The following is a 12,372-nucleotide window of genomic DNA, read 5'->3' as shown; positions in this document are numbered from 1 at the left end:
GATCATCTGCCCAGGCGCAGGATGGTTCTGACGAAAATGTTATCAACTATAGATGACTTATCTTGACTGAAAAATGAATCTAAAGTTGAGTTTCATTCTGACACAACCAAACATAATCGGCTCATCTGAGGGAGGGAAACAAATGCCTGGGGATACGCCGCACGCAGCGGTGGCGGAGGATATGCAGGCCGCCATCGTCACATTCATATCGCAGCTTTTCGCGCCTGAAGGCATTGAAATCAGGGGGGATGGCACGCAGGTGACGCTGCTCCCGGAGGGTGGGCACACCGTCAAGTACTGGGACGCCGGCCGGATGCCGAACGAGGGAGGCCCGTCCGAGAAATTCGAAGGCGGCGAGCATACCGCCATCGGCGATCAGGTCGTCCTGTACTTCTCGCCCACCGATCCTGGCACCCCGGCCTGGCAGATGCCCCTGCGCCTGGCCAACGGGCTTGCGTTGACCTATGGCCAGATCGTGGCGCTGGGTGGCGATTTCTATGGGCTTCCGGACCAGCCGATTTCGGACGGCGTAACGCCCGACGACCGCATTGCCCGTTTCACCGAAGCCTTCAATTCGCTTGCGGTGAAGGCATCGTCGCACGATGAGGCTCTTCAGATCCTGCGGGTCATGCAGACCGAAATCGACGCGGCGCAGAAGGCGGTACGCGACGGGCTTGAGCCGCATACGGCCTATGATGCGCTTGGCGACACCTTGTCGAAGGAATGGAACAAGATCACCGGCGGTGGCACAATTCTGCACCCGCTGGGCCGCTATCTGAAACTGGCACTGACCAATTGGGACCATTTCGGCGTCTGGGCGGTGTCTGCATATACGGCGGGCCATACCGCGGCCTTGCGCCAGGCCGTCGTCGCCGGCCGCACCGGCCGCCGCGAGGATCTGGTGCTGGCCTATGCGATGAATGCGTTCGCGGACCACTACCTCTCGGACCTGTTTTCCGCCGGCCATCTTCGCACGCCCCGGCGCCAGCTCTATTACGGCGTGGTCGGCGGGCGTTACCTCGGCTCGCAGCTTGCGCGTTACATGCACGACGAGGACTGCAAATTCGGCCTGAACGTGCAGAATGCCACGGGCGACCGGTGGCGGGCCTATGGCGATAAGCGTTATTTCGACACGCTCGACGTGGGCAACCGCAATCGCGTGAACTTCACGGTGCAGGCCTCGGCGGATGAAATCTGGGAAGCCTGCAACAATGGCAGTGCCGTAGGGCCGCAGGATTTCGCGGCGCTCAGCCTGATCCCCGATCTCACAGCCGTCATCAATCATCTTAATCCAGACAACTATGCGGCGCTCTTCTATGCCGGCGACAATACGATTTATTGCCGCAACACGCTCGCGAACCTGAACGACCACAGTTGGACAACGGTCTGGGTGGGTGCCACCACTGCGGCAAAACTCGCTCTGTACAAGCCGAACAACCCGACCGGCTATCTCGATCCGCCGACGACGGCGCCGGTTCTGGATCCATCCGGCTGGCAAAGCCGGACGCCGGTTCCGCCGCAATGGATGGACGGCCGGCGGGTGCGTTATGCGTTCAGTTGGACGAACGATCTGAACGAGTCCTATATCGGCCCCTGGTCCGACTGGATCACTTTGCAGGGTCAATATTTCCCGACGCTGATCGTGCCTGTTGATCCAACGGGCAGAGCGGCCGGTCGCAACGTGTTTCGACAGTTCGAGGGCGGTTTGCAGGAGCAGGCAGGGTCGATCGACGACAATGTCTCGACCCGCTTCGTCGACAACGCCGACATGCCCTGAAGAAGCCGACATGCCCTGAAGAATAAGGAGCTATTCACGATGTCTCTTACCGTGACCGTTCTCGATGCCGACGGCGATGCCGTCTCCGATCTTGCACTCGAACTGCTCTCGGCAGGCAGCCCTGTCTCTCGTGCCACGACCGACGGGGCGGGCAGGGCCACCTTTCCCGTCGCGCAGACGCCCCCCGCACCGCTCGCCATTCGCGCGGATGCCAGCACAACGAATTGACCCGGGAGCATAGGACATGACCACTGTTTCCGCTGTGCCGATCGTCGATGATTCGATCAGCATGACCTCCAACAAGCTCAGTGCCCAAACCCGGATCAATACCCGATATTTCCTACAGATGATGCGGGCCGGAGACCGGGTGGGTGTGGTGGCCTATTCCCGCGAGGCGTGGAATCTCTACGCTCCGCAGGGCGCGCTCGCGACGGTCGACCAGAACAAGACCGTGACCAGGAAGGCCAGTGAAAGCCTGGGGACCCTCAAATTCGACGGGCCGTCGACGGCGATCGGCCTGGGCCTGCAACAGGGGCGAAGCCTGCTCGACAGCGCGCCAGACCCGAAGGCGTGCGTTCTGCTCTCCGACGGCGAACAGAACTACGGGCCGAATCCGACGGATGTACTGCCATCCTATCGCGTGATGACGTGCGCGATGGGCGCCAGCTCCGACGAGGGATTGCTCCAGGAGATCGCCACGAAAACCGGCGGCCAATATTTCCTGGCGCTGCATGGCAGCGACATGGGCAAAGTCTATACTCAGATCCGCGGCGCGACCAGTTCCGCATCCGTGCTTGCAAACGATCTTGAGACGATCGACAGCGACGACTTCCGTCTGGTGTCGGTGATGATATCGCAGACCGACGGCGCCAACCAACTCGCCGCGGTGTGGAACGACGAAAGCATTGCCTATACCCGCTCGACGCCCTATGGCAAACAGATCGCGATCACCCTGGTTGATCCCAACGGCAACGTGTCGGATATCGAGCCGGACGTGGTCGGCGACGGCTATGTGATCTTCGATCCCGGCTCGCTCGCCGCAGGTGAGTGGAACATCCAGTTCGAATATGCCGGAAACGGTGTCGATGTCGACTCGCTTGGGGCGGCGCTGCTCTATCCGGGCCAGTCGCAGCGTTCTCTGGCAGCAGCTTCGCCAATCGACGTGGTCTTCCGGATTCCCCGGATGATCAAGGCCGGCGAGCCCATGACATTTGAGGTGGATGTCGTCGAAGGCGGGCAGCCGGTTCGCGGTGCGCTGGTCCGGGCGGCCGTCTCGCGGCCCACCACGACGATCGACGAAGCTCTGGAACGTTATGACGACCAGTTGGGCGCGGTGGCATTGCCCAAAGGGGTGGCGCCGGGGCGGCGCGGCGAACGGGTGCTCCGGTTGTCGGCCCTGCGTCAGAAACTTCTGCCCGAGATCGACATCCTAGCCTATCGGCGATCGCTGGTGTCGCTGGCCGAACATCCCCTCGGCTATGTCGGACGCTTGACCGAGACCCGGCGCCCTGGAACCTATAATGTCGAGTTCACCGTGACCGGCGAAAGTCCTGTCGCCGGCCTGTTCCAGCGGACCTGGCTGGCCTCGGTCGTGGTCAATGGCTGAACATCCACGGCCGTTTCGACGGAAAGGTCTTCATCGCCGGCTTGTCCGCGGTGGCGGTGAAGCCTTTCGCCGATCCGCCATGATTGCAGCCGGCGCCGCAGACATGGGAGGTACGGCGCGGTTCGTGCGATGCGCGTTCGTTGGTGGCGTGGGCAGCCAGCGATGCCTTTGACATGCCGGCGAGGCGCGGGGCGGTGATCCGGCGCGGGGCGGCGGCGCCGCAGCGCGGGCAGGTGCCGTGGGCGGCTGCCTCCGCCATCGGGCGGAAGGCATCGAAATCGGTGTCGCAGGCGGTGCAGGCGTAATCATAGAGCGGCATGGGCGGGTATCCCCTGTCGAAGAAGGCGGCGGCGCCGACCCGCATCCGGGGCCGGTGCCGCTTCGGTCAGTCTGTGTTGGTCAGGCCTTGTCCTTCCAGAAGGCGATCGGCAGTTCGGCGCCCTCGACCGCCTTGAACGGGCCGGCTGCCGTGGGCGAGGGGTCGAAATCGAAGATCTCGGTGGGCAGGAACAGGGTGGCGCAGGCATTCGGCACGTCGACCACGCCCGAAATCTTGCCCTCGATCGGCGCGGTGCCCAGGATGGAATAGGCCTGACCGCGCGAATAGCCGAATTTGGTCAGGTATTCGATGGCGTTCAGGCAGGCCTGGCGATAGGCGATGTGGACGTCGAGGTAATGCTGTTTGCCGGACTCGTCGACCGAGATACCCTCGAAGATCAGATAGTCGTTATAGGTCGGCTTGATCGGGCTGGGCTTGAACACCGGATTCTTGATGCCGTATTTGGCCATGCCACCCTTGATCAGATCGACCTTCAGATGCGCCCAGCCCGGCATCTCGATGGCGCCGCAGAAGGTGATCTCGCCATCGCCCTGGCTGAAATGCAGGTCACCCATCGACAGGCCGGCGCCATCGACATAGACCGGGAAATAGATCTTGCAGCCGCGCGACAGATCCTTGATGTCGCAATTGCCGCCATGTTCGCGCGGCGGCACGGTGCGGGCACCGGTGGCGGCGGCGGCTTCCGAGGCCGATCCCTTCAGCCGGCCCATATGGGCGGTGGGGGCATAGGGCAGGTTGGCGAGGCCGGGCACGCGGGTCGGGTCGGTGTCGAACAGTGCCTTTTCGCGGACATTCCACTCATCGAGCAGCTTGTGCGAGGGCAGGCAGCCGATCAGGCCGGGATGGATCAGCCCGGCGAAACGCACGCCCGGAATATGGCGTGATTTCGCGAACAGGCCCTCGAAATCCCAGATCGACTTGCGGGCATCGGGGAAGTGCTCGGTCAGGAAGCCGCCGCCGTTTTCCTTGGCGAAGACGCCGTTGAAGCCCCAATCGGCGCCGGGCAGCGTGCCGATGTCGAGGATTTCCACCACCAGCAGGTCGCCGGGTTCGGCGCCCTTCACACCCACCGGCCCCGACAGGAAATGAACCTGCGACAGATCGACGTCGCGGACATCGGCGGCGTCGTCGTCATTGTTGATCTGGCCACCGGTCCAGTCGAAGCATTCCAGCTTGAAGTCGTCGCCGGGGCTGACCCAGGCGACCATCGGAATATCCGGGTGCCAGCGGTTATGAACATTCTCGTTGTCATAAGCCGAGCTGGCGAGATCCACCTTGACGAGCGTTTCGGTCATGCGGGCGCTCCGTATCTGTCGGATTGCGGGATGAGTTGCGTGTGAGGGGTGGCGGAAAACTGTGTGGAAGGATGTGCGGACGAACCGGGCCGGCTCAGACCGACAGGTAGGCGGAAATCCGGGCCTCGTTCACCGCGTCGCGGCGGTCTTCATGAACCAGCCGGCCGTTCTCGATCACCAGGAAGCGATCGGCGGTGTCGAGCGCGAAGCTCAGCACCTGTTCCGAGACCAGGATGGTCAGGTTCATCATGTCGCGGATCTCGCGCAGTGACCGGGCCATATCCTTGATGATCGAGGGCTGGATGCCCTCGGTCGGCTCGTCGAGCAGCAGAACCGAGGGCTCCGCCACCAGGGCGCGGGCGATCGCCAATTGCTGCTGCTGACCGCCCGACAGATTGCCGCCCCGGCGGCGGCGCATCTCGTGCAGCACCGGGAACAGGCTGAAGATATCGTCGGGAATGCGGGTGCGGCCACGGGCGACCAGGCCGGTGCGGATGTTCTCCTCCACCGTCAGGGCGGGAAAGATCATCCGGCCCTGGGGCACGAAAGCGAGGCCATGGCGCACCCGTTCATAGGGTTCGGTGCCGGCAAGCTGGGTGTCGCCCAGCCGGATCCGGCCGCCGCGCGTGGGCAGGATGCCGATCAGCGACTTCATCAGTGTGGTCTTGCCCATGCCGTTGCGGCCCATGATCGCCACGATCTCACCCTTGGCCGCCGACAGGCTGAGCCCATGCAGCACTTCCGACTGGCCATAGGCGACGGTCAGGTCATCGACAGTCAACATCAGCGGTCTCCCATCATCATTCGGACATGAAGCAGGTTTCGGTACGAGCGATCCAGATTGCGCCCGGCGTGCAGAATGGCCGGCGTGATCAATGTCCGAGATACACTTCGATGACCTTCGGATCGGACTGGACCTTGTCGATATCGCCTTCCGACAGGATCCGGCCCTGATGAAGCACCGTGATCTTGTGGGCGATGTCCTTGACGAAGTTCATGTCGTGCTCGATGACGATCACCGAGCGGTTGCGGGTGATGCGGTTCAGCAGATCGGCGGTCTTGACCCGCTCGGCGACACTCATGCCGGCGACCGGCTCGTCGAGCATCATCAGCGCCGGGTCCTGGATCAGCAGCATGCCGATCTCCAGCCACTGTTTCTGGCCATGGGCGAGTTCGTCGCCGCGCCGTGTCAACTGATCGGCCAGGAAGATTTCCTCGGCGATCCGGGTCACCCGGTCCACCACCGCGGCATCGCGGCGGAAACCCAGCGCCTTGAACACATGGCGGGTGCCGGGAATGGACAGTTCCAGGTTCTCGAACACCGTCAGGTCTTCATAGATCGACGGGGTCTGGAACTTGCGGCCGACGCCTGAGCGGACGATTTCGTGTTCCGACATCTTGGTCAGTTCCCGGCCCTCGAACCGGATCGAGCCAGCGGTGGCGCGGGTCTTGCCGCAGATCAGGTCGAGCACCGTGGTCTTGCCGGCGCCATTGGGGCCGATGATCACCCGGATCTCGTTGCGATCGACATAGAACGACAGGTCGTCGACCGCCTTGAAGCCGTCGAAGGATACGGTCAGCCCCTCGACCGCGAGCAGGAAGTCGTTATTGGTGGCGGCGACACCGGTTGCGATGGCAGCGTTCATGGCAAAGGCTCCTTCACTCGCCCGGGGCCGGCGCCGTGGGGCCGGCCGGCTCCGTGGCGGACGGTTTGCGGCTGATCAGGCGGATCAGCGATGGCTGGACATATTGCTGCCAGAGCCCGGCCAGACCCTGCGGGAAGGCCACGACCACGCCGATGAACAGAGCGCCCATCGCGAACAGCCAGAGTTCGGGGAAGCTTTCCGAGAACACGGTCTTGGCGTAGTTGACGATCAGCGCGCCATAGGCGGCGCCCAGCAGCGACAGCCGGCCACCCAGCGCGCAGAACACCACCATCTCGATCGAGGGCACGATGCCGACGAAGCTTGGTGACATGAAGCCGACCTGAAGCGTGAACATCGCCCCGCCGATGCCCGAGAAGGCGGCGGCCACGCAGAAGATGAAGGTCTTGTAGGCGGCGACGTCATAGCCGGTGAACCGCACCCGGTCCTCCTTGTCGCGCAGCGCCACCAGGATGCGGCCGATCTTGCCGTTCTTGATGAACTGGCCGACCAGGATCACCGCGATCAGCAGGGCGCCGTTCAGGTAATAGAGAATGTATTTGGCGCTGTCGTCGCGGATGTCCCAGCCGAGCAGGGTCCGCAGGTCGGTGATGCCGTTGATGCCGCCGGTCAGGCCCTGCTGGCCGACGATCAGGATGGTGAGGATCGAGGCCACGGCCTGGGTGATGATGGCGAAATACACGCCGCCCACCCGGCGCTTGAACAGCATGGCGCCCAGGATGTAGGCGAAGATGGTCGGCAGGGCGACGATGGCGATGATGGTGAAGCCCAGATTGTGGAACGGTTCCCAGAACCAGGGCAGTTGGGTGATCTGGTTCCAGTCCATGAAATCGGGAATGCCGGGGGTGGACTGGATGGCGGTAGCCTCGGGCGAGGACGCCTCAAGCTTCAGGAACATGGCCATGGCATAGCCGCCCAGGCCGAAGAAAACCCCCTGGCCCAGCGACAGCACGCCGCCAAGCCCCCAGCACAGCACCAGCCCCACCGCCACGAAGGCATAGGTCAGGTATTTGCCGACATTGTTCAGCCGGAACAGGTCCAGCGCCGCCGGCAGCACCAGCAGGATCAGAATGGCGAAAATCAGCAGGCCGATCATGTCGCGCCGGGTGCCGAACATCAGCGCCAGCCGCGACGGCGTTGGGATGGCGGGGGCGGTTGCCCCCGGATGAAGGGTGCTCTGGCTCATCGCGTCAGGCCTTCCGCACTTTGAGGACGAACAGGCCCTGCGGGCGGATCAGCAGGATCAGGACCACGACCAGCAGCGTGAACACCTTGGCCATGCTGCCCGACAGGAAGAATTCCAGCGTCGACTGCGACTGCGAGATGGTCAGCGCCGATGCGATGGTGCCAAGCAGGCTCTGCGCGCCGCCGAACACCACCACCAGGAAGGTGTCGACGATATAGAGCTGGCCCGAGGTCGGCCCGGTGGAGCCGATCATGGTGAAGGCCGATCCGGCGACCCCGGCGATGCCGCAGCCCAGCGCGAAGGTCATGGCGTCGACCCGGCGGCCGTTGATGCCGGCGGCACCGGCCATCACCCGGTTCTGGGTGACCGCGCGCACCTGAAGCCCCCAGGACGAGCGGAACATCAGCAGGAAGACGATGCCGGAAATCACCAGGGTCAGCGCCATCACGAACAGGCCATTGATCGGCACCTCGATGGTGTCGGACAGCGGCAGCGCGCCCATCATCCAGTCGGGCAGCGACACGCCGACCTCGCGGGCGCCGAACACCAAGCGATAGGTCTGTTGCAGGATCAGCGACACGCCCCAGGTGGCGAGCAATGTATCCAGTGGTCGCTTGTACAGATGGCGGATCAGCGCCCATTCCATCAGCAGGCCCAGAGCACCGGCGGTGACGAAGGCAACCAGCATCGCCACGAAGAAATATCCGGCGAACAGGCCCGGAAAGTATTCGGCGGTGATCGTCGAGGTGAGATAGGTCATATAGGCGCCGAGGATCATGAACTCGCCATGCGCCATATTGATGACGCCCATCTGGCCGAAGATGATCGCGAGGCCCAGCGCCATCAGCAGAAAAACCGAGAAGAGGATCAGACCGGCGAAACCCTGCATGGCCAGGATCGAGACCAGTTCTGACGCCGTGTAGCCGTCGAACATGCGGCACCTCCCGAGCGAGCGGCCGGCGCATCCGGGTCAACGGGCGCGCGGCGCATCGTGGTGGCAAGGATATGGAGGAACGAGAGGGGGCAGGTCGGGTGCTGAAGATCGGGACGGCACCGGAGCGGCGCCCGAGACGGGGTGGCGCCGGAGACGGGAGGCAACCGGGGAGAGGCCGCCCGCGTCGTCCGGCGCCTGCCGGCCGCTTACTGATAGCCCTTGGGGAAGGGGTCGGGCTCCATCAGCTCGGCGGTTTCATACAGCACCTCGAACTGGCCGTCGGGCTTGGCCAGGCCGATCCGGGTCTTGCTCCACAGATGGTGGTTGGGGTGGATCTTGACGTAACCTTCGGGCGCCGTGGTCAGCTCGATGCCGGGGGATGCCTCGCGGACCTTGTCGACGTCGAAGGAACCGGCCTTTTCGACCGCGGCCTTCCACAGCCAGGGGCCCAGATAGGCGGCCTGGGTGACGTCGCCGATCACGATGTCTTTGCCCCACATCTCCTTGAACGCCGCCACGAAGGCTGCGTTGTTCGGGTTGTCGAGCGACTGGAAGTACTTCATCGAGGCATAGGCGCCGGCGATGTTCTCGCCACCGATGCCCAGCACTTCATCCTCGGTCACCGAGATGGTCAGCAGGGTCTGCTTCGACAGGTCGACACCGGCCGCCTTCAACTGCTTGTAGAAGGCGACATTGCTGCCGCCGACAATGATCGCATAGATCACATCGGGCTTGCGCAGCTTGATCTTGTTGATCGCCGAGTTGAACTGGGTATGGCCCAGGGCGAAATATTCCTCGCCCAGCACCTTGGCGCCGTTCATCTCGATATGCTTGCGGGCGATCTTGTTCGAGGTGCGCGGCCAGATATAGTCGGAGCCGAGCAGATAGAAGCTCTTGGCGCCTTTTTCCTTCATCACCCAGTCGATGCCGGCCAGAATCTGCTGGGTGGCTTCCTGGCCGGTGTAGAAGACGTTGGGCGACTCTTCCAGACCCTCATAGAAGGTCGGGTAATAGAGCAGGCCGTTTTCCTTCTCGAACACCGGCAGCACCGCCTTGCGGCTGGCGGATGTCCAGCAGCCGAACACGGCGGCGGTCTTGTCGCTGACCAGCAGCTTGCGGGCCTTCTCGGCGAAGGTCGGCCAGTCGCTGGCGCCGTCTTCCTGCACGACCTTGATCTGGCGACCAAGAATGCCGCCCGATGCGTTGATCTGGGCGATGGCCAGCTTTTCGGCCTGCACCGACCCGGTCTCGGAAATCGCCATGGTGCCGGTGACCGAGTGCAGGATGCCGACGGTGACCTCGGTATCGGTGACCGCGAGCCCGGTGGTGTTCACCTCGGCGGTGGGCGGTGCAGCATGGACGGCGCCGGCAAGACCTGCCAGAGCCCCCACGGACGTCATCACGGACACGGCCACAGCAGCGGCAAGCCGCTTCAGGCCGAACCGGGGCGCGTGGCCCGTTGAATGGGTCAGGGTCATGTCCCCTCCTGATCGATGGAGCCTCGGGACACGGCCGCCGGGGGAACGGTCCGCATCGCGCCATCAGATGGTCGGGGATTTGCTGCGCTGCGGAAATACGGGGGGTTGCGTACGTGGGATTGCGGAGGGGGCACAAATCCGCTGATATAGGTGAACTCATATGTTCCTGTGTTAGCGGCCTTGGCGTACGCCTCGTGAGGATCGAATGCAAACAGCGAATTTCAGCATCTCCGAGGTGCTTCGACGCGCTCGTGAGAAATCATTGACCATACCTCAGTTTCAGCGGGCATTTGTCTGGCGGGATAGCCAAGTTAAACTTTTGATCGATTCGATGTCGCGGTCGTATCCGATCGGATCAATTTTGCTCTTACCACGATCTCCATCCATTAATCTCAGTTCTAGAAGCATCCAAGCCGAGATAAGGGATGGAGTTCCTTCTGCAGACCATACAAGAATAGAAAATACTGAAGATGATCTTTCAAACGATCAATATTATATTCTGGATGGGCAGCAGAGGGTAACTTCTGTTGTCCGCGTATTTATGGATGCGCACCCGAAGAAGAGTTATTATTTTGATATAAAAAGCCTCGCCAATGATTATTTTAACGAAGATGAAGGAACAAAATGGATAGTTGTACGGCAGAAGGGGAAAGTAGAAACAGACCGAAAAGAAAATGGGCGCCTATTGCGATCGGACGTCATACTTGATCAGGCAAAATGTGATATATTCGTCTCGGAGTACATAGAGGATTCTCCAGAAGATTTTCCGGAGTTCGGCGGTGATCGTTCCAAGGCAAGGATGGCTGCCGCTAAAGTTAAAGGTATATTTGAACGTCTCAGAAATTACCAGTTGCCCGCTGTTACAATTGAACGTGACGCTCATATCGAGAGTGTCTGTCGAATTTTCGAGACCATTAACTCGACGGGAACACGCCTCACAACGTTTGATCTATCTGTCGCGACGTATTACCCACAGCCTGATCTGCGAGCGATGTGGGATAATGCCAAAGAAGAATTTCCAGTTTTGAGGGAGTTCGAGGTTGATGGTGAGCGAGTCCTTCAAGTCATTTCGCTTATCTCCTCCGAAAAATATCCCCAAGTTTCACGAAGCAAGCTGCTCACGATTGAACGTAGCGCTATCGAGGCATATTGGCGGACGGCCATTCAGAATTTGGCGTCGGCTTATGAATGGGCAAAGTATAATGGGGCTCGCCCGCCCAGTCCTCCCAGCCACAACATCCTGACGGCGATCGCCGCCATGATGGCGCTCACCAGTCCCGAGCGAAACTCCGTCTTCGACAATAAGAACGCGATCCTACGAAAATGGTATTTCTGTAAAATTCTTCAGCAAGGAGCACGGCAGGCTGGTAATTACAAAATGGGATTGTATTATTCTGAATTGAGAGAATACGTTAAATCGAATGTTCTCCCTGAATTTGACCGTGTTCATCTTAGCGTCGACAAGATCGTAAAATTATATCAGGGCGCGGACGTTAGGTATAAAGGGTTGCAGTCGCTTCTGTTTTCATCTATCCGGACAGATATGGTTTCAGGCGATCATCTGAAGCATGATGAACTTGAAGAACATCACATCTTCCCGCGGGCCATTCTCAAAAAGAACGGCTACGGTAATCATTCGATTGATTCTATTGTGAATAAGATACCCATCAATAAGACCACAAATCGCATCATCAGTGACAGGTCGCCATTCGAATACTTCAAAGAGTGCCTGTCCAATGCCAAGGCTCACGGAACGGTCGGCCAGTTCTCCGAAAATATGAAATCATGTCTGATGCCGGGGGATCCCACGGCACCGGATTGGCTTGACCAGTTCAAAGTTGAAAACTACGACCTGTTTCTCAGAAATCGCGCGCAGATGATCATTGAACGGCTGCATCTGGTGATCGGCGATGCCTACTCTGATGTGGTTGAGCCTGGTGCAGACGATATGGACGAGGATTGAGGTAACAGGGAAACTGGACGCCTCGAAAAACCGTCGCACTATCGGCGTTGCCATGCTTCCCTTGCCCTGACTGCGGAGGGTGACATTGGATGGGCGGGCAACCTGGGCTATTCGATCGTCAGGAGCGTG

11 protein-coding genes are annotated in these 12,372 nt (G+C 61.0%); 4 read left to right on the top strand and 7 right to left on the bottom strand.

Features of this window, described 5'->3' with window-relative positions; all coding sequences use genetic code 11:
- Positions 1 to 142: 142 nt before the first annotated feature.
- Genes WG924_RS05375 through WG924_RS05365 form a run of 3 tightly spaced genes read left to right on the top strand, consistent with a single transcriptional unit; the run spans position 143 to position 3,383 of the window.
- A complete protein-coding gene (locus tag WG924_RS05375) occupies positions 143 to 1,777 on the top strand; it encodes a phospholipase (RefSeq protein ID WP_372044742.1) in 1,635 nt (544 codons plus the stop codon).
- A gap of 39 nt (positions 1,778 to 1,816) precedes the next feature.
- Positions 1,817 to 2,005, top strand: a complete 189-nt coding sequence (locus WG924_RS05370; protein ID WP_345931988.1) for a hypothetical protein — start codon at positions 1,817 to 1,819, stop codon at positions 2,003 to 2,005.
- A 16-nt stretch (positions 2,006 to 2,021) separates the two neighbouring features.
- Positions 2,022 to 3,383, top strand: coding sequence for a VWA domain-containing protein (locus tag WG924_RS05365; protein WP_345931987.1), 1,362 nt, complete (start codon positions 2,022 to 2,024; stop codon positions 3,381 to 3,383).
- Here WG924_RS05365 and WG924_RS05360 read toward each other — a convergent pair.
- The 7 genes from WG924_RS05360 to urtA all read right to left on the bottom strand — a co-directional run bounded on the left by WG924_RS05360 (position 3,373) and on the right by urtA (position 10,202).
- Positions 3,373 to 3,702: an FmdB family zinc ribbon protein gene (locus WG924_RS05360; protein WP_345931986.1), complete on the bottom strand. Its 330-nt coding sequence runs from the start codon at positions 3,700 to 3,702 to the stop codon at positions 3,373 to 3,375. The genes WG924_RS05365 and WG924_RS05360 overlap by 11 nt on opposite strands.
- An 80-nt stretch (positions 3,703 to 3,782) precedes the next feature.
- Positions 3,783 to 5,018 carry a formamidase gene (gene fmdA, locus WG924_RS05355; protein ID WP_345931985.1) on the bottom strand — a complete coding sequence of 412 codons (1,236 nt, stop codon included), beginning with the start codon at positions 5,016 to 5,018 and terminating at the stop codon, positions 3,783 to 3,785.
- Between the two features lie 94 nt (positions 5,019 to 5,112).
- Positions 5,113 to 5,802, bottom strand: coding sequence for an urea ABC transporter ATP-binding subunit UrtE (urtE, locus tag WG924_RS05350; RefSeq protein WP_345931984.1), 690 nt, complete (start codon positions 5,800 to 5,802; stop codon positions 5,113 to 5,115).
- 88 nt (positions 5,803 to 5,890) lie between these two features.
- Entirely contained in the window at positions 5,891 to 6,664 is a 774-nt protein-coding gene (gene urtD / locus WG924_RS05345; RefSeq protein ID WP_345931983.1) for an urea ABC transporter ATP-binding protein UrtD, read from the bottom strand.
- Between the two features lie 13 nt (positions 6,665 to 6,677).
- Positions 6,678 to 7,799, bottom strand: coding sequence for an urea ABC transporter permease subunit UrtC (urtC, locus tag WG924_RS05340; protein ID WP_345932261.1), 1,122 nt, complete (start codon positions 7,797 to 7,799; stop codon positions 6,678 to 6,680).
- Positions 7,800 to 7,872: 73 nt separating this feature from the next.
- Positions 7,873 to 8,802, bottom strand: a complete 930-nt coding sequence (urtB, locus tag WG924_RS05335; RefSeq protein WP_345931982.1) for an urea ABC transporter permease subunit UrtB — start codon at positions 8,800 to 8,802, stop codon at positions 7,873 to 7,875.
- Positions 8,803 to 9,008: 206 nt separating this feature from the next.
- On the bottom strand, positions 9,009 to 10,202 hold the full coding sequence (gene urtA, locus WG924_RS05330) for an urea ABC transporter substrate-binding protein (protein ID WP_345932260.1): 1,194 nt from the start codon (positions 10,200 to 10,202) through the stop codon (positions 9,009 to 9,011).
- Between the two features lie 283 nt (positions 10,203 to 10,485).
- On the opposite strand from urtA, the gene WG924_RS05325 reads away from it, so the two are divergent.
- Positions 10,486 to 12,243, top strand: coding sequence for a GmrSD restriction endonuclease domain-containing protein (locus WG924_RS05325; protein WP_345931981.1), 1,758 nt, complete (start codon positions 10,486 to 10,488; stop codon positions 12,241 to 12,243).
- Positions 12,244 to 12,372: the final 129 nt, after the last annotated feature.

The sequence above is a fragment of the Tistrella arctica genome, from assembly GCF_039630945.1.
Classification (GTDB): Bacteria; Pseudomonadota; Alphaproteobacteria; order Tistrellales; family Tistrellaceae; genus Tistrella; species Tistrella bauzanensis.
The sequence above is the reverse complement of the archived record's forward strand: the minus strand, read 5'-3'. Positions and strand labels throughout refer to the sequence as shown.

Bases quoted from the DNA above. Each gene is read 5' to 3' on its own strand.
- WG924_RS05375 (WP_372044742.1), top strand. From the start codon at position 143: ATGCCTGGGGATACGCCGCACGCAGCGGTGGCGGAGGATATGCAGGCC.
- fmdA (WP_345931985.1), bottom strand. From the start codon at position 5,018: ATGACCGAAACGCTCGTCAAGGTGGATCTCGCCAGCTCGGCTTATGAC.
- urtA (WP_345932260.1), bottom strand. From the start codon at position 10,202: ATGACGTCCGTGGGGGCTCTGGCAGGTCTTGCCGGCGCCGTCCATGCT.
- urtD (WP_345931983.1), bottom strand. From the start codon at position 6,664: ATGAACGCTGCCATCGCAACCGGTGTCGCCGCCACCAATAACGACTTC.
- WG924_RS05370 (WP_345931988.1), top strand. From the start codon at position 1,817: ATGTCTCTTACCGTGACCGTTCTCGATGCCGACGGCGATGCCGTCTCC.
- urtC (WP_345932261.1), bottom strand. From the start codon at position 7,799: ATGTTCGGCACCCGGCGCGACATGATCGGCCTGCTGATTTTCGCCATT.
- WG924_RS05365 (WP_345931987.1), top strand. From the start codon at position 2,022: ATGACCACTGTTTCCGCTGTGCCGATCGTCGATGATTCGATCAGCATG.
- urtE (WP_345931984.1), bottom strand. From the start codon at position 5,802: ATGTTGACTGTCGATGACCTGACCGTCGCCTATGGCCAGTCGGAAGTG.
- urtB (WP_345931982.1), bottom strand. From the start codon at position 8,802: ATGTTCGACGGCTACACGGCGTCAGAACTGGTCTCGATCCTGGCCATG.
- WG924_RS05325 (WP_345931981.1), top strand. From the start codon at position 10,486: ATGCAAACAGCGAATTTCAGCATCTCCGAGGTGCTTCGACGCGCTCGT.
- WG924_RS05360 (WP_345931986.1), bottom strand. From the start codon at position 3,702: ATGCCGCTCTATGATTACGCCTGCACCGCCTGCGACACCGATTTCGAT.